Below are 17,413 nucleotides of genomic sequence, written 5' to 3' on the forward strand. Positions count from 1 at the left end.
TCTAGGATGAGCACCATGGAAAGCACCGGACCAAGGCAGGGGAACGATCTTCCCCACGAAGATCCCATTCCGGTCAATCGCTTTGCGCTCTTCGCCGAAGCGCTCCTCACCGGCGCCCTGGTCCTGGTCCTTTCCCTTCCGCTGGTGACCATTCCCGCCGCCTACGCCGCGGGAATCTCCCATCTCGAACGGCACCTTTACGGAACGGATGACTCCGTCCGCGCCCTCTGGCGTACCTTCCGTTCGGCGCTGCCCGGCAGCTGGAAACTGGGAACGACGACGGCGGTGGGGGCCGTCGTCGTCGTCCTCAATCTGCTGCTGGCAACCGTTGGACAGCTGCCGGGCCGGACGGTTGTCCTGCCCGCCACGCTGGTACTGGCCACCGCGGCTGCAGTCTTCCTGCTGAGGATTGCGGCAGCCTGGTCAACGCACCACGACTGGCGGCTTTCATTGGCCGAGGCGAAGGTTGTTTCGCTCCGTGATTTCAGCGGATCGTTGCTCCTGGTGGCAGCCCTGTTTATGTGCGTTGTGTTCGTATGGATGCTCGTGGCTCTTTTTGTGGTGGTCCCCGGGGCTTTGGTCCTGGCAGCGGCCGCTGTGAAGATCCGCGCAGGACGCAAGTAGCCACAGCCAAAAGTAGCCAAAACCAACAGGCCCTCTTCCGGGCCCTCTGTTCTCACCCCTCAGCGAGCAAAGTGTCTTCAGAACGCCAAAAATCCGCCCAAGCTGATTCCCCCGGGGTTGTGCGCTGGTACACGCCTCTCCGCTTACGCAACTACCGTTTGTTCGTCTCGCTCCAGTTCCTTGGAAGTACGGGAGTGTGGATGCAGCGGCTTGCCCAGGACTGGCTGGTGCTTCAGCTCACCGGAAGCCCGGCCGCAGTTGGGGTTGCTGTAGCGCTGCAGTTCCTGCCCATGCTTGTGGTGGGACCGCTGAGCGGGATCCTGGTGGATCTCTTCCCCAAACGGCGCATCCTTTTGGTATGCCAGTCCATCGCTGCGGCGTTGGCCATGACGCTCGCAGTCCTGAACGCCAGCGGGTCCATTACCGTCTGGGCCGTTTATGCCTGCTGCGTGGCCTTGGGGATGACCTCAGCCGTGGAAGGCCCTGCACGCCAGGTATTCGTCAGCGAAGTGGTGGGAGATGATGCACTCCGGCCTGCCATCGGACTCAACAGTGCCATCCACCAATTGGGCGCGATGGTGGGGCCCGCCCTGGCCGGGGTGGTGATCGCCAAAGCCGGCGTGGCCGCTGCCTTCGCCTCCAACTCTGTGATTTGCCTTGCGGTTATTTGCCTGGTCACGGGGATCCGAACCTCTCAACTCCATGCCAGCCCAACCCCTATGAGGGGCCGGGGCCAGGTCCTGGCAGGCTTCCGGTATGTTCAGCAGCGGCCCGCCCTGCTGCTCGTTATCCTGCTCTCCGGTCTAATGGGGGCCTTCGGGATGAACGGGCCTGTGGTGCTCGCGGCCTTTGCCGACACCATCTGGCACAGCGGAGCCCAGGGCTTCGGCTTGTTCAATACCTTCAGCGCGGTGGGTGCCTTGGCCGGAGCACTTCTGGCGGGCCGATTGGGATCGTTGGGGCGGCCGGGACTTGTAGCATCAGCCGCGCTGTTCGGGCTCTCTCAACTCATTGCTGCGCTGATGCCGAGCCAGGAGTGGTTCGTTGCCATGTTGGTGATTGTGGGGTTCATGACCTTGCTCTTCCTCACCATCGCAGCCACCACAGTGCAACTGGAGGCCGGGCCGGAGGTTCGGGGGAGAGTGATGGCCTTATACCTGCCCTTGTTGCTCGGCGGCCACGCTTTTGGCGGCCTCCTGGCAGGCTGGCTGACCGAGCAGTTCGGTGTCCGGGAAGGACTCGTGGCTACGGGTGCCCTTGGGATGCTGTCTGCCGCCGTCGTCGGACTGCTGATGTGGCGGAACTCGCGACGCCGGAATCAGTCCGTACCGGCTGCATAAGACTTCCTGCTGTAGACGCGTTCCTATCAAGACACGTCCCACTTAAGACGCCTCCCGATTAGGACGCGTCCGGATTAGGACGCGTCCGGATTAGGACGCGTCAGAGTTGGGCCGTTAAGGCGGCGGCCTCGGCAGCATTCAGCCTGCCATCGCTGATCCAGACGGTAAAGGTCCGGGTAACGGCCTGGCCCGCTGCCAGTTCCACGGGACGTTCCCAGGCCAGGGCTGAGCCGACACCGGGGTAATCGGCGGCACGGACGAACCAAGGATCCTGGGACTGAGGCGGAGCCGCGAAAACAAGGCTCGCCGGTCCATCGGCAAAATCTGCCGTCCACGAGAGCCAGGGCGACACCGAACCGTGGACCATGGACTCTCCGGATTGCTCGGCCGTGAAGACGTGAACGTTGGTGCAGAGTGGAAGCCGCCAGAAGAATCCTCCATAGCCACTGCCTGCCGCTCCATTGGACCCTGGCCCACCCAGCGATGCGGGGGCGACGGCGGTTAGTTCCGTTTCAAGGTCGAATCGCCACGTGCGATGGTCAACCTGCGCCGCCTTGGTGTTTCGGTGCTCCCGCAGGAGCTCTGCACCGTCAGGTGCGCGCCAGCTCAGTTCCTGTTCCAGGCGGCCAGGGGCCACGGTGCTTCCGGTCTGGAAGATGGTGCCGTGATCATCCCGCTCCTCATAGCGGCGGGCGCTGCGGGTATAGGTCTTGCCGCCCCAGAAATTGGTGCCATTGACGTCCTGGAGGGCAATACCTAGTCCCAGATGCCAAGGGTGGTCCGACGGGAGGTGGTCAGTCACCACCACTCCAGCCAGGGTCCGCACCGGATGCAGGTAGGGCCTGGGGGAGAGTCGGGCGGCAAGGGTGGTGCCAGTGCGAAGGGAAGCCACAGGGCCGCCGTCGTACTGTTTCTGGTCTTCCACGGTCAATACCTCAGCCGGTTCCCCGGGCAGGGGCCTGGCCCACGGAAGAGCGAGCTCGCTGAAGGTGGCATGGGCTGCAGTGGCCCGGTCCAGGGCATCTTCGATGCGCGTTACCACCGCGTGTGCGGCCTCGCCTTCACCCTCCCAGACGATGAATTCATCGCCGATCCGGGTTGGAGGTTCCGCCGTCCGGATCGCCTCAAGGACGCGCATGAAAGCACCGCTGTCGGCCAAGGGGCTGATCAGCGGACCGCCCTCAGTCAGGTGTTCCAGGAGATTTTCAGTGAGGTCGTCCCTGCCAAAGATTTCCCGCCGCTCCCCGTGGGAAGTCAGGACGTCGAGGCGGTCCTCGGTGTAGTGGAAAACAACTGAGCCTTCGGACCCTTGCAGGCTGATGTACGGCTCCACTGATTCCTCGGCGCACAGTGTCAGCGCGCAAGTGATAGGGATCCCGGTAATAGTGCGGAGGCGGATTACTGACGTGTCGTCGGATTCGATGTCGTTCGCCCGGTAAAGATCAGTTTCCACAGAGACAAGGTCGTCAAACCGACGGGCGTCAGCAATCCTCAACGCCGTGGCGATCGCATGCGCCAGCGGATTAGTTGCCACGCCGTCAACAACATCAATGCCGTCGATGCTGCGCTTTCCTGCCCAGCGGGAACGCTTGTAGTAGGCGCGGTCCCGGACCCAGCGCCCCGTTGCCGTAATCCCCAGCAGATCACCGATCTCGCCCTGAGCAACGAGATCGCGGATTGCTTCAAGGGCGTGTGAACCAAGGCTCTGGAATCCGATTTGAACGCTGCGTCCTGCCGATTCGGCGGCGGTTTGCAGCCGCTGGAAGTCAGCCAGGGAGGCAACCGGCGGCTTCTCCAGATAAAGATCTGCAGCAGTAAGAGCGGCCAAGGCAAGCGCGGCGTGAGTCTGAATGGGAGTTGCCACAATCACCAAGTCCAGGGCGGGCGTGCCCTCAAGCAGGTCGTCAAGATTGGCGAAGACGGCCGTCTCAGCAGGAAGGGCGCCTTCCGCAGGCTGGTTCGGATCTGCCACGGCTACCAGGCTGACCAAGTCCTTCTCCTGGAGCCTCTTGAGATTCCTCAGGTGATGGCTGCCAAAGCCATGGACACCTACGAGGGCCACCCGCAGGGGGCCGGCGCTAACCTTCTCCATTCCAGGGGAGGCGGCGGAGACCTCGGCATCCGGGGCGCCTTGGGACTGGGCAAGGGGCCGTGGGATTGCGGGATCGGGAGCGGACGGGGCCATGGCTCTCCTCATAGTCAGATGTCTTTTCCTGCTCGCGTAGGCGGACGCTGTTAACGCTTGGGCCGCTGGCCGCGTGGTTTTGCAGGGTCTGTAAATACGGCTTTCGTTGTTGCCACCTGGCGGCTTTCACTACTCCACACTAACGCGGCAAGCGCTTTCCAAGGCGCCATATCAGCAGTTTACTCCACTTACGCCGATCGTTTAACGATTCGCGGTCCGCCCTTGACCAAGGAAAGGGCAAGGGTCTAAGTTTTTGAGAAACCGTTTACTGAACCGAGCGTCCAGCGGCTGTTCCGCACTTTTGCAACGTTGGAGAGGGTGGAGGCTGCAGGGTCTCGGCAGGAAGCCCGTCTCCCACATTTACGAGAAAGCTGCATGATGAAGATCCTGTTGGCCGGCGACTCCACTGTCGCCAGTTGCCCCACGTACGAGTACCCGATGAGCGGCTGGGGAGCCCATCTCGCCGCAGAGGTTTATGGCTGGGCAGCCGTGTACAACTACGCCAGGGGCGGTGCCAGCACTGAGTCTTTTCGCGAAGAAGGATTATGGGCCGCTTTGCTCCAGGAAGCAGGGGAGGGCTGCCTGGTCCTGATCCAGTTCGGGCACAACGATCAGAAACGTCACCATCTGGCCGCCCGCACGGGTTATGCGGCAAACCTTCGCGCCATGATTGCGGAGGTCCGCTCCCTGGACGCCACGCCCGTCCTCTGTACCTCGGTTGAGCGGCGGCACTTCCTTGGCGGAAGCGGAAAAGTCCTGGAACTTGAAGAGAGCCTCGAGGACTATCCGGAAGTGGTGCGGGAACTGGCGGCCGAACTGCAGGTGCCTCTGATTGACCTCAACAGCTGGACCCGTGAGCTTTATCTACGGCTGGGTGTGGACAGGTCAAGGGAGCTCTTCTGCCATTTTGAGCCGGGGGAGCATGCCTACTGGCCGGTTGGATTGGCGGACAATACCCACTTCCGCGAGGAAGGAGCCAGGCTGATCGCCGGGCACGTTGCGGGCTGGCTGGCACACGCCGGTTTCGGTGCCGATGAACGCACGACTTCCAGCGAACGCACCTCTTCCAGGGAACGCACCTCTTCGAGGGAACGGACGACGGCGGCAATCGGCTGAGTGCCGACACGCCAAGCAAGACACGCCGTGGGGAGCTAACACGGCTGTGTGAGACCCCGGCCTGCTGGGTAAGGAGCCTTTAGCGGAAAGCGCCGCCGCTCCGGCTGAGGCGCTCCCACTCCGCAAAATCCGTTTGTCCGTAACCGGTGGTCTGCAATCAGTGGTCCGCATTTTTTGGGAGGTCGGGGTATGAGCCGACGATCGTCAGCACAATGGGCGGGGGCCGCCCGCTCCGCTGAGGACGCCGATCTGGACGTACTGATTCCCACCTGTAACAGGCCCGCCGAGCTTGCCGTTACCTTGTCCGGCCTGGCCGGCCAGGCTGACCCGCCCTTTCACGTCATCCTCAGCGATCAATCGTCGGCCGAACCTGGCTGGGAACATCCTGCAGCGGCAGCCATGATCCGGCTGCTGGAGGCACAAGGCAGACCAACTTCCCTGATCCGCCATTTGCCCAGGTTGGGGCTGGCCGAGCATCGGCAGTTCCTGTTGGAGCAATCAGGTGCAGAGAAGGTGCTGTTCCTTGACGACGACGTCTGGCTGGAACCCGGCGCGCTGGAGAGAATGAGTGACGCCCTGGACCGGCTGGAGTGCGGTTTTGTTGGCATGGCACCCCAGGGCTTGTCGTTCCTCAACGACAAGCGGCCTGAACAGATGGCCTCTTTCACTGCCTGGGATGGTCCTGTTATCCCGGAGAAAATCAGACCGGACGCCCCGGGATTTGAGCGGTGGCCGCTTCACAGCGCGGCCAACCTAAGCCATCTGAGCGCCCAACTCGGCCTGGAGCCCGGGCAGTGGGTTCCCTACCGGGTGGCATGGGTTGGAGGGTGCACCATGTATCGGCGTGAGGCCCTGAATGAGGCCGGAGGGTTCAGTTTCTGGCCACAACTGCCCCCTGAGCACTGTGGCGAAGACGTGCTTGCGCAGTGGCAGGTGATGGAAACCCATGGCGGCGCCGGCATCCTGCCGTCAGGTGCCGTCCATCTGGAATCGCCTACCACAGTCAGTGACCGGAGTGTGGAGGCTTATCAAGCGGTTCTTGGGGCAGCCAGTGGAAACTACCGGCAGGATCTATAGGGATGCCTCCAAGGCTGCTTCTGCGCCGCGTGTGCTCTGCCGGACAACAAGTTCGGGAGTGAAGACAACAGCCCGGTGCCTGACCTGCTGTGATTCCAGCTCTTCGGTCAGAAGTTCGATGGCAGTCCTTCCGATGGCTTCGGTGGGCTGGCGGATGGACGACAACGGAACCACGGCCGAGACCGAAAAATCGATGTCGTCGTAGCCGATCAAAGCAATATCCTCCGGAATGCGAAGTGTGTGCATCATCGTCAGTGACTGCATAACGCCGAGGGCCAAGAGATCGTTGGCGCAAAAAATCCCGTCGGGGAGATTCTTCGCAGGTCGCTCCACCAGGCGGTTCCCGATGTCTCTGCCTGCCAGGACGGACTGTCCCTCTGAATCCAGGACCTCAAGGGTGGCGTCCGCCTCTTCCTTCACTGCCCTCTGGGCGCCACGGAGGCGGTCGGCCACCTGATGAATGGACAACGGACCACCCACGAAGGCCAGCCGACGGCGGCCTATGTCAAGCAGGTGCCGCGCTGCGAGGTAACCGCCCTCGTCGTCGTCCACTGAGACCGAACTGAACATGGCGTCGTCGGCCAGCCGGTCCACCAGAACGGTGGGCACTCCGCGTTCCCGGAGGACGTTCAGCCGAGCGGTCACATCTCCCACCGGCGAGATCAGCAGTCCCTGCACCCGCTGTTCCTGAAAGAGATCAATGTAGTTGGACTCACGGCTCTCGTTGTGACCGCTGTCGCCGAGGAGGACTGCGCTGCCCTGGAGCGCGGCGGCGTCCTCGGCCGCACGGACCACGGAAGTGAAGAAGGGGTTTCCGACGTCAAGCACGATGAGTCCGATGGTTCTGCTGTGGCCGGCCCGGAGCTGGCGTGCCGCATCATTGCGCACGAAGCCAAGATCATCGATGGCCTTGAGGACGCGTTCCTTGGTTCGCTCGGAAACACGGTCCGGGTAGTTCAAGACGTTGGAAACCGTGCCGACGGCGACACCCGCCTGATTCGCAACATCCTTGATGCTGGCCGTCCGATTCATTTTCTCCCAGTCCTTCTGCTTACTGCCGCCAAAAGTGGACGCACCATAGGAAGATACGTTCGCTTGTGGGCAATTGCTTGACACCTGCTCGACTTCAAGAGTACGTTGAATCGTAACAATGAAACGATTCAACTGATCGTGTTTTTCACATTGATTCAGCAGGTCTTCAGGAGAGATGCAAATGCGAGTGTGCTTCCGCTCTTCAGTGCAGCCCGGACTCATCGATGAGTACCGGCGGCGGCATGCTGCGGTTTGGCCGGACATGCTCCGGGCGCTCAAGGAGGCAGGATGGCACAACTATTCCCTGTTCCTGGGCGCCGACGGGCTCCTGATCGGCTACCTGGAATGCGATGGCTTTGACCAAGTGAAAGCCCGGATGGCGGTGACCGAAGTCAACAGCCGCTGGCAAGCCGAGATGGCCCTTCTCTTCGAAGACTCCGAGCAGCGTCCCGACGAGGGATTCCAGATTCTCGAGGAAGTCTTCAACCTGGACAGCCAGCTGGCTGCCCTGGATACCCACTAACCACGCTCCACCAGCGGAAAGAATAACTATGAACGACGTAGCGACGGCGCTGGGCAGGCTCGAGGAGCTTGCCATTGAGGTTCCCTCTTGGGCGTATGGAAATTCGGGGACCCGTTTCAGGGTGTTTGGTACTCCGGGAACTCCGCGGACCATTCAGGAAAAGTTGGCTGATGCGGCTATGGTCCATGAGGTGACGGGCCTGGCCCCGACGGTGGCGTTGCATATTCCGTGGGACAAGGTGGATGACTACGCGGCGCTGAAGGAATATGCGGCGGGTTTGGGGGTTGGCCTCGGGACGATCAATTCGAACACGTTCCAGGATGATGAGTACAAATTCGGTTCGCTGACGTCCTCGGATGCCTCGGTGCGGCGGCGGGCCATCGACCATCATTTCGAGTGCATCGAGATCATGCACGCCACGGGTTCCCGGGACCTGAAGATCTGGCTCGCTGACGGGACCAACTACCCGGGCCAGGATGATCTGCGGGGCCGGCAGGACCGGTTGGCGGAGTCCCTGACGGAGATCTACGGCCGGCTGGGTGAGAACCAGAGGCTGGTGCTGGAGTACAAGTTTTTTGAACCGGCTTTTTATCACACCGATGTTCCGGACTGGGGGACTTCCTATGCCCAGGTGCTGGCGTTGGGGGAGAAAGCCCTGGTGTGCCTGGATACCGGTCATCACGCGCCGGGAACGAATATTGAGTTCATTGTGATGCAGTTGCTGCGGCTGGGGAAGCTGGGGTCTTTTGATTTCAATTCCCGCTTCTATGCCGATGATGATCTGATCGTGGGCGCGGCTGATCCGTTCCAGCTGTTCCGGATCATGGTGGAGGTCATCCGCGGGGGTGGGTACGGCAAGGACTCAGGGGTGGCTCTGATGCTGGATCAGTGCCACAACCTGGAGGAGAAGATCCCCGGGCAGATCCGCTCGGTCCTGAACGTGCAGGAAATGACTGCCCGGGCCCTGCTGGTGGACCGCGAGGCCCTCACGGAGGCGCAGCGGGCCGGGGATGTCCTGGCAGCCAACGGCATCTTCAACGATGCCTTCTACACCGACGTCCGGCCCGTCCTGGCCCAGTGGCGTGAATCCCGGGGCCTGCCCGCTGACCCCATGGCAGCATTCAAGGCCAGCGGTTACCAGAAGAAGATCAACGAGGACCGCGTCGGCGGCCACCAAGCCGGATGGGGCGCGTGAAAATCACCATGCAAAACGCCAGTAACTCTGCAAGCAACAACACTGTTGAAGACCTGATTTCGCGGTCCAACCGCCTCGGCGCGGACAAGCGGAACACCAACTTTGCCGGCGGAAACACCTCCGCCAAAGGTAATGAAAAAGACCCCGTCACGGGCGAGGATGTCCAGCTCCTCTGGGTCAAGGGATCGGGTGGAGATCTGGGCACCCTGAAGGCCGAAAACCTGGCCGTGCTCCGCTTGGACCGCCTCAACGCGTTGAAGAATGTCTACCCCGGCGTCGAGCGCGAAGACGAGATGGTGGCCGCATTCGACTACTGCCTCCACGGCAAGGGCGGCGCCGCCCCGTCGATCGATACGGCAATGCACGGTTTGGTGGACGCCGCCCACGTGGACCACCTGCACCCCGATTCCGGGATCGCCGTCGCTACAGCAGCCGATGGTGAGGCACTGACGGTCAAAATCTTTGGCAACAAGGTTGTCTGGGTTCCCTGGCGCCGACCCGGATTCCAGCTTGGCCTGGATATTGCCGCCATCAAGGAAGCCAACCCGCAGGCCGTGGGTACTATCCTCGGCGGCCACGGCATCACAGCCTGGGGTGCCACCAGCGAAGAGGCGGAACAGAACTCGTTGTGGATGATTGAACAGGCTGAGGAGTACATTGCCGAGAACGGCCGGCAGGACCCCTTCGGCGCCAAACTGCCCGGCTTCGGCCCCCTGGCTGAGGCAGAGCGGAAGGCCAAGGCGGCTGCCCTCGCACCGGTGATCAGGGGACTGGCGTCCACGGACAAACCGCAGCTGGGGCACTTCAGTGATGACGCCGTCGTGCTGGAGTTCCTGGAAAGCACGGAACATCCCAGGCTCGGAGCGCTGGGTACGTCCTGCCCGGACCACTTCCTTCGCACCAAGGTCAAGCCGCTGATCCTGGATCTGCCGGCAAATACGTCCATTGAGGATTCCGTGGCGCGGCTCAAGGAGCTGCACGCCGCGTACCGTGAGGACTACCAGGCCTACTATGACCGCCACGCGGATGCGGACAGCCCAGCACTGCGCGGTGCCGATCCGGCCATCGTCCTGGTCCCGGGCGTGGGCATGTTCTCCTTCGGCGCCAACAAACAGACCGCCCGGGTTGCCGGTGAGTTCTACATCAACGCCATTAACGTGATGCGCGGGGCGGAGGCCATCTCCACCTACGCCCCGATCGAGGAATCCGAGAAGTTCCGGATTGAATACTGGGCGTTGGAGGAAGCCAAGCTGGCCCGGATGCCCAAGCCCAAGTCCCATGCCACCCGCATCGCGCTGGTCACCGGGGCGGCATCGGGGATCGGGAAAGCCATTGCCACCCGCCTGGCCGCCGAAGGGGCCTGCGTAGTGATCGCCGACCTGAACCTGGAAAACGCCCAGGCCGTCGCTGCCGAACTTGGCGGCTCAGACGTCGCCATCGGAGTGCAAGCCGACGTTACCGACGAAGGCCAGGTTGCCGCAGCTATCGACGCCGCAGTGCTGGCATTCGGCGGAGTGGACCTGGTGGTCAACAACGCCGGTTTGTCCATCTCAAAGCCGCTGCTGGAAACCACCGAAAAGGACTGGGACCTGCAGCACAACGTAATGGCCAAGGGCTCGTTCCTGGTGGCCAAGGCCGCCGCGAAGGTCATGATCGAGCAGGACATGGGCGGGGATATCATCTATATCTCCTCCAAGAATTCGGTCTTCGCCGGCCCCAACAACATCGCCTACTCAGCCACCAAAGCAGACCAGGCCCACCAGGTCCGGCTGTTGGCGGCTGAACTGGGCGAGTACGGCATCCGCGTCAACGGCATCAACCCGGACGGAGTGGTCCGCGGTTCCGGGATCTTCGCCGGCGGCTGGGGTGCCAAGCGTGCCGCCGTCTACGGTGTGGACGAACAGGAACTGGGCAAGTATTACGCGCAGCGGACCCTGCTCAAGCGCGAAGTCCTCCCCGAGCACGTGGCCAACGCTGCCGCTGTCCTCACCAGCTCCGAACTGTCCCACACCACAGGGCTCCACATCCCTGTGGACGCCGGTGTAGCTGCAGCCTTCCTGCGATGAGTACCGGTCCTGCCAACGGCCCTACGCTGGACGGCACTGCTCTGGACGCCACTACGTTGGACGGCAACTTGTTTGCCGCCGTCGACATCGGAGCCTCCTCCGGCCGGGTCATCCTGGGCCGCCTCAGCGGGGGCGCATCCACGCTGGAGGTGGTGCACCGTTTTCCAAACGGTGTTGTGGAGTCCGACGGCGGCCTGCGCTGGAACTTCGACGCTCTGTTCGCAGAGGTACTCACCGGACTGACGGCAGCCGGCAAGGCGGCCGCACGCCGCGGTGCTCGCATCGCCAGCATCGGGATCGACACCTGGGCCGTGGACTACGGACTGGTCGACGCCGCAGGGGAGTTGGTTGCCCAGCCCTACAGCTACCGTGATCCCCGCGGGCAGGAAGCTGTTAACGGCGTCCATAAAGTCCTGGACCCGGCCAGGCTCTACGCCACCACCGGGCTCCAGTTCCTCCCCTTCAACACCCTTTACCAGCTGGCCGCCGAACCAGCGTTGACGGGATGGCAGGCATTGCTGATGCCGGATCTGATCGCCTTCAAGCTCACGGGCCAGCGCCGCACCGAGGTCACCAACGCCTCCACCACCGGACTGTTCGACGCGGTAGCGGGGGAGTGGGCCACCGAGTTTCTCGCGGCATTGCAACTGCCACCCACGCTCTTCCCCCCGCTCATCCAGCCGGGTGAGACAGTAGGCACGCTGCAGCCTCAGATCGCAGAAATCACTGGCTTGCCCGAGGCAACGCGGGTGGTTGCAGTCGGTTCCCACGACACTGCCTCCGCCGTCGCAGCGGTGCCCGCCTCCGGGACGGACTTTGCCTATATTTCCTCAGGCACCTGGTCCCTGGTGGGCGTTGAGCTGAGCCATCCGGTGCTTACCGAAGCCAGCCGGAACGCCAACTTCACCAATGAGCGCGGGGTGGACAACACCATCCGCTACCTAAGGAATGTAGGAGGCCTCTGGCTGCTGAGCGAGTGCCAGCGCACTTGGGCCGGGGTAGGCTACGAGCCTCCATTGGAGGAGTTGTTGAATGCCGCGGCGGCCCTGCCCCCAGGCGGTCCTTTGATCAACGCTGACGATTCATACTTCATCGCCCCGGATGACATGCCTGACCGTATCCGATCAGCTGCCCAGCTCACCGGGGCTGTGCTTCCGGACAAACCAGCGGCGATTGTTCGTTGCATCCTGGATAGCCTGGCGGCCGGATATGCCCGCACCATTGCCGACGCCGAGCGGCTGTCAGGAACAGCCGTGGACGTAGTGCACATTGTGGGCGGCGGATCCCAGAACCGCCTGCTTTGTCAGCTGACTGCCGACAGCACCGGGAAACCGGTGGTTGCAGGGCCTGTGGAAGCAACTGCCTTGGGAAACATCCTGGTCCAGGCACGTGTTGCGGGTTCCCTGGGTGGAACGCTGCGGGAGCTTCGGCATCAAGTTTTACAATCGTCCACTTTGGAAACTTATGAGCCGGCCTTGGCAACGCCCCACACATAGCTGCAGATAGATCAGATGATTTTTTAGGTACAGCACCCAAATTCATAAAGTTCTTCTTTCCACCCCTTGGAAGGTCTGATCTTTTCCTCTTAGAATGGCAGTCATGCATCCCGATGACGCCCTGGTCTACGACAGTCCTGCCGATAATTGGCTTGAAGCACTCCCCTTGGGAAACGGCTTCCTGGGGGCGATGGTTTTTGGTGGACCAGAGCATCATCGTTTCCAGATGAATCATGGGACAGCATGGTCCGGTTCGCCGCACAGCCAGGAACTCGAGCCGCACTTCAGCCGTCAGGAGGCGGACGGCATTTTGGCCCGCGTCCGTGAACTGGTGGCCAGCGAAAACTACCCTGCCGCCCACGAGGCCTTGAAGGCACTTCAGCACAGGCATTCGCAGACCTTCCTTCCGTTCAGTGACCTGATGCTGTCCCTCACCCCTGGGCACCATGCAGAGGTAGGTGGCGGCGAGGCCCCTACGGACTATTCCCGCAGCCTGGATTTGGCGCGCGGTGTGAACAGTGCCCGCTACACGATTTCCGGCCACGAAGTCAGGGTTGAGGCCTTCATCAGCAACAACCCGTCGGTACTGGTGATAACAGTGGACACCGAGCTCCCCAACGGCTTGGACATTTCGCTGGCGCTGGATTCCCCGCTGCTCATCACCAAGCGCACAGGGATAATCCGCCGCAACGGGGGAACCCAAGTCATGGCTGGCCTGGAGCTCAAGCTGCCGGCCGATGTTGCACCAAGTCACGGCACCGGGGAAATCAAGTACTCGGATGACGATTCGCTCAGTTTGCAAGGTGCAGTCACTGCGCTACTGGAGCACGACGGCGCCACAGGCACCGCAGCTGCCGGAATCGGCTCTGCTGAGCCCGGGGAGGGCGTGCAGGGGGGAGAAGGTCCGAAGGAGCCGTGGGCAACCGGGGTGAAGCATGCGGTGATCTATGTCAGTGGCACCACCACCTTCGATGGGATGGGCCGCCCGCCCCAGGGCACCTCAACGAAGGCGGCTGAAGCCGTGACGGCTACTTTGGTGGACGCCAGCAAGATGGGGCCGGAGTTTCTCCTGCACCGGCATGAGGAGGACCATGGCGCGCTGTACAGGGCAACAAATCTCCGCCTCGGGGCGGGAGAGCGGTATACGGGAGGCCCCGGCGGCACGAATACCGCCCAACGGCTTGCCTTGGCCAACTCCCATCCCGAAGGTCCTTTAGCTGCCGATCCAGGGCTTTCAGCATTGCTCTTCAATTACGGCCGCTATCTGCTGATCTCCAGCTCCAGGCCCGGCGGCACTCCCGCCAACCTGCAGGGCATCTGGAACGACAAGATGCTGCCGCCCTGGAGCTCAAACTTCACTACCAACGTCAACCTCGAGATGAACTACTGGGGAGCGGAGGTGACGGGCCTCGGCGAGTGCGTGGAGCCGCTCTTTGGATTGATCGAGGCACTCCAGATGACCGGAGCCGCAACCGCGAGTGAGTACTACGGGGCCCGGGGCTGGGCCGTCCATCACAATTCAGATATCTGGGGCTACAGCAAACCCGTGGGCCACGGCATTGACTCGCCAGAATGGTCTTTCTGGCCCATGGCCGGAGCATGGCTGGTCAGGCATCTGTGGGAGCACCTGGAGTTCGGCGCTGACCGTGAATTCGCCCTCCGACGGGTGTGGCCAGCCATCAGGGGACAGGCTGAGTTCCTGTTGGACCTCTTGATCGAGTTCCCCGACGGCTCCCTGGGGACAAGCCCCTCAACCTCCCCTGAGAACAGCTTCAAGGCTGCCAGTTACGGGTCAGCGCTGCATGTGCCGGATATGGAGAATGAAGGGGCAAACGGGCCGATAAAGGTTGCGGTGGGCGCTTCCTCCTCCATGGACCTGACCCTGTGCCGGGACGTGCTTGGCATGATCGATGCCCTGGCGGTGACACTCGGGCTTGAAGATGACCCTGTAGTGAAGGAAGCCCGTGCGGCGTTGCCGAGGATTCCAATGCCGGCGCCCGGAGCCAACGGGAGGATGCGGGAATGGCTGGCGGATCCGCCGGAGTGGGAAGAGGAGCACAGGCACCTGAGTCATCTCTACCTGGCGTATCCGGGTAACGAGCCGCTGGACACAGAGCTGGAGGCCGCTGTTCGGACCAGCCTGGACGGGCGCGGTGACGATTCCACGGGGTGGTCCCTGGCCTGGAAAATGGTGATGAGGGCCCGCCTCAGGCAGCCCGAAAAAGTCTCTGCGCTGATGCGTCTGTTCTTCCGCGGCATTCCAGGTGAGGACGGGCATGTCACCTTCGGTGGGGGCCTCTATCCCAACCTCTTCGCTGCCCATCCACCGTTTCAGATCGACGGCAACCTTGGCTACATCGCTGGCGTTGCAGAGTGCCTCGTCCAGAGCCATCGCGGGGAAATCGAGCTCCTGCCGGCCCTGCCAGCCGAGTTGTCCGACGGCGAGGTATCGGGACTCCGGGCCCGTCCCGGCGTCGTGGTTTCCTTGGCTTGGAGAAGCGGGAATCTGGAAATGGCGTCCATTGCCTTGGCGCCGGGCTCCCCATCAAGCCGGTCCCTCCGGATCAGGTACGGCGAGCGGACCCAGGAAGTTGTAGTCCATGCACAAGGGGAGACAAAACTGGACCTGGCTGGCTTCCTTAGTGAACCGCACGTTGCCGCTGGAAGATGAGTCCAGCGCGCGGCACCTGACTTCCTGCGTGATCTGTTGGCGGGGTACCAGGAACGCAAGATGACGGCCAGGATCAACCGAATTTTGCCCTGATCGACACCGTCCGGTTATGGTGTTGGCTATGACTAACCGTTGGTATGCGTATTTTTCGTTGGCTCTGGAGGAGCCCGCGTCTAACTGACACGCACCCAACTTTCCTTCAGAGCCAACAGGGCAGAGATCATTCTCTGCCCTTCGCCATTTCTACGGCGGGTTCTGACCAGGGCCCGCTCCTATCTGGAACAGGACCCCTATGAGCACCACAGCAGCCGCCGCCAATCCCCAACATTCCACCTCGAACTTGAGGATCAGCGAGTTCACTGCGCTGCCCACTCCCCACGAGATGATCGCTGAGCTTCCGTTGGACGCCAAGGTGACGGACGTCGTCGGGCGGGGAAGGGATGAAGTCCGCGCCGTCATGGACGGCCTGGACGACAGGTTGCTGGTGATCGTAGGTCCCTGCTCCATTCACGATCCGAAGGCGGGGCTGGAATACGCCCGCAGGCTCGTCAGCCAGGCTGAGAAGCACAAGGAAGACCTGCTGATCGTGATGCGGGCGTACTTCGAAAAGCCGCGGACCACGGTGGGGTGGAAGGGGCTCATCAACGATCCCCATCTGGATGGCAGCCACGACATTGCCACCGGCCTCCGTGCGGCCCGGAGCTTCCTTCAGCAAGTAACGGCCTTGGGGCTCCCAACCGCTACCGAGTTCCTTGAGCCCATCAGCCCGCAGTACACGGCGGATCTCGTCTCTTGGGGCGCCATTGGGGCCCGCACCACGGAAAGCCAGATCCACCGGCAGCTGGCGTCAGGACTTTCCATGCCCATCGGCTTCAAAAACGGTACCGACGGCGACCTCCAGGTGGCAGTTGACGCGTGCAGCGCCGCTGGTGCTGCGCAGGCTTTCCTGGGGATTAACGACGACGGCAAGGCTGCCCTGGTAGCGACGGCCGGCAACCCGGACACGCACGTGATTCTCCGTGGCGGACGCAAAGGGCCCAATTACTCCGCAGCCGACGTCGAAGCCGCTTCTGCCCGGCTGGCAGCGAAGAACCTGAACCCCCGGCTGATCGTCGATGCCAGCCACGCGAACAGCGGGAAAAGCCACCACCGTCAGGCCGAAGTCGCCTTCGAACTCGGCGCTCAGTTGGAGGAAGGCGGGGCTTCAGCCAACGCCATTGCCGGCGTCATGCTGGAGAGCTTCCTGGTAGGCGGCGCCCAGAACCTGGACGTGAGTGACGCCCATGCAACTTCCGGACTTGTCTACGGCCAAAGCGTGACGGATGCCTGCATGGAGTGGGACGTGACCGTGTCTGTGCTGGCGCAGCTTGCCGCTTCTGCCCGGAAGCGCAGGATTTCCTTGGCAGAATAAGGGCTGCCTGGTCCGATGGAATCCGCAGATATAGCCGTACGCCTTTCACATTGGCCCCAACTGCCTCTAGAGTAACTAGCACACGGTTGTCCGATGGCTCAGCATCGCCGCACCCGCAGAACACTGGTTGCCGCAGAACGCTGAGAGCAAAGGAATATGGGAAATGTCCGCAGAGTCGAACTTCTCGAACGCGAAGTTCTTGACCGTGGCCGAAGTGGCTGAGGTCATGCGCGTCTCGAAGATGACCGTCTATCGCCTGGTTCATTCGGGTGATATGCCCGCTGTCCGCTTTGGCCGCTCGTTCCGGGTGCCGGAGTCCGCCGTCGAACAGTACCTGAAACGCGCCGTCGTGGAGGGCCAGTCCGAGACGGCGTAAATCGCTGTCGTCAGTTTCCGCTCCGGATAGGCGGTAGGCTGTTAAGGAACGTTTTACGTCATTGTAAGAATCTGTCAGTTGTACAGTCTGTTGCTTAGTCCACGGACCTTTTCCATCAGACAGGTACGCATCTAGTTTGTAAGGAACTTTCGTGGGTTCAGTTATCAAGAAGCGTCGCAAGCGTATGGCCAAGAAGAAGCACCGCAAGTTGCTTCGTAAGACGCGCCACCAGCGTCGCAATAAGAAGTAGTAATACTTCCAAAGCGTCAATGCCCGTTGCCTCTCGAGGTGGCGGGCATTT

The 17,413-nt window shown here is 62.1% G+C and carries 14 protein-coding genes; 12 read left to right on the forward strand and 2 right to left on the reverse strand.

Annotated elements, in window-relative coordinates:
- Positions 1 to 6 precede the first annotated feature (6 nt).
- Together M1E02_RS04455 and M1E02_RS04460 are read left to right on the forward strand one after the other, a co-directional pair.
- Positions 7 to 624, forward strand: coding sequence for a Poxvirus protein I5 (locus M1E02_RS04455; RefSeq protein WP_479376951.1), 618 nt, complete (start codon positions 7 to 9; stop codon positions 622 to 624).
- Positions 625 to 695: 71 nt separating this feature from the next.
- Positions 696 to 1,964: an MFS transporter gene (locus M1E02_RS04460; RefSeq protein WP_479376952.1), complete on the forward strand. Its 1,269-nt coding sequence runs from the start codon at positions 696 to 698 to the stop codon at positions 1,962 to 1,964.
- A 100-nt stretch (positions 1,965 to 2,064) separates the two neighbouring features.
- On the opposite strand, the gene M1E02_RS04465 is transcribed toward M1E02_RS04460, so the two are convergent.
- On the reverse strand, positions 2,065 to 4,149 hold the full coding sequence (locus M1E02_RS04465; RefSeq protein ID WP_479376953.1) for a DUF6807 family protein: 2,085 nt from the start codon (positions 4,147 to 4,149) through the stop codon (positions 2,065 to 2,067).
- 375 nt (positions 4,150 to 4,524) lie between these two features.
- Between M1E02_RS04465 and M1E02_RS04470 the strand changes: the two genes are divergently transcribed.
- Positions 4,525 to 5,265 carry a rhamnogalacturonan acetylesterase gene (locus M1E02_RS04470; protein WP_479376954.1) on the forward strand — a complete coding sequence of 247 codons (741 nt, stop codon included), beginning with the start codon at positions 4,525 to 4,527 and terminating at the stop codon, positions 5,263 to 5,265.
- A 189-nt stretch (positions 5,266 to 5,454) separates the two neighbouring features.
- Positions 5,455 to 6,342, forward strand: coding sequence for a glycosyltransferase family 2 protein (locus M1E02_RS04475; RefSeq protein ID WP_479376955.1), 888 nt, complete (start codon positions 5,455 to 5,457; stop codon positions 6,340 to 6,342).
- On the opposite strand, the gene M1E02_RS04480 is transcribed toward M1E02_RS04475, so the two are convergent.
- Positions 6,337 to 7,374, reverse strand: coding sequence for a LacI family DNA-binding transcriptional regulator (locus tag M1E02_RS04480; RefSeq protein ID WP_479376956.1), 1,038 nt, complete (start codon positions 7,372 to 7,374; stop codon positions 6,337 to 6,339). The two genes, M1E02_RS04475 and M1E02_RS04480, sit on opposite strands and share 6 nt — an antisense overlap.
- A gap of 181 nt (positions 7,375 to 7,555) precedes the next feature.
- On the opposite strand from M1E02_RS04480, the gene M1E02_RS04485 reads away from it, so the two are divergent.
- The 8 genes from M1E02_RS04485 (at position 7,556) to M1E02_RS04520 (ending at position 17,362) form a co-directional block, all read left to right on the forward strand.
- On the forward strand, positions 7,556 to 7,897 hold the full coding sequence (locus M1E02_RS04485) for an L-rhamnose mutarotase (protein WP_479378061.1): 342 nt from the start codon (positions 7,556 to 7,558) through the stop codon (positions 7,895 to 7,897).
- A 28-nt stretch (positions 7,898 to 7,925) separates the two neighbouring features.
- On the forward strand, positions 7,926 to 9,092 hold the full coding sequence (gene rhaI / locus M1E02_RS04490; RefSeq protein ID WP_479376957.1) for an L-rhamnose isomerase: 1,167 nt from the start codon (positions 7,926 to 7,928) through the stop codon (positions 9,090 to 9,092).
- An 8-nt stretch (positions 9,093 to 9,100) separates the two neighbouring features.
- Positions 9,101 to 11,158, forward strand: a complete 2,058-nt coding sequence (locus M1E02_RS04495; protein ID WP_479378062.1) for a bifunctional aldolase/short-chain dehydrogenase — start codon at positions 9,101 to 9,103, stop codon at positions 11,156 to 11,158.
- Positions 11,155 to 12,654, forward strand: coding sequence for a rhamnulokinase (locus M1E02_RS04500; protein WP_479376958.1), 1,500 nt, complete (start codon positions 11,155 to 11,157; stop codon positions 12,652 to 12,654). Before M1E02_RS04495 ends, M1E02_RS04500 begins: the two co-directional genes overlap by 4 nt.
- A gap of 103 nt (positions 12,655 to 12,757) precedes the next feature.
- Positions 12,758 to 15,325 (forward strand): glycoside hydrolase family 95 protein, encoded by a 2,568-nt coding sequence (locus M1E02_RS04505; protein WP_479376959.1) that lies wholly within the window; start codon positions 12,758 to 12,760, stop codon positions 15,323 to 15,325.
- A 292-nt stretch (positions 15,326 to 15,617) separates the two neighbouring features.
- A complete protein-coding gene (locus M1E02_RS04510; protein ID WP_479376960.1) occupies positions 15,618 to 16,736 on the forward strand; it encodes a 3-deoxy-7-phosphoheptulonate synthase in 1,119 nt (372 codons plus the stop codon).
- A 163-nt stretch (positions 16,737 to 16,899) separates the two neighbouring features.
- Positions 16,900 to 17,112 carry a helix-turn-helix domain-containing protein gene (locus tag M1E02_RS04515; RefSeq protein WP_247042322.1) on the forward strand — a complete coding sequence of 71 codons (213 nt, stop codon included), beginning with the start codon at positions 16,900 to 16,902 and terminating at the stop codon, positions 17,110 to 17,112.
- Positions 17,113 to 17,263: 151 nt separating this feature from the next.
- A complete protein-coding gene (locus M1E02_RS04520; protein ID WP_003792170.1) occupies positions 17,264 to 17,362 on the forward strand; it encodes a 30S ribosomal protein bS22 in 99 nt (32 codons plus the stop codon).
- Positions 17,363 to 17,413: the final 51 nt, after the last annotated feature.

Source organism: Arthrobacter sp. Z5-13 (assembly GCF_056499105.1).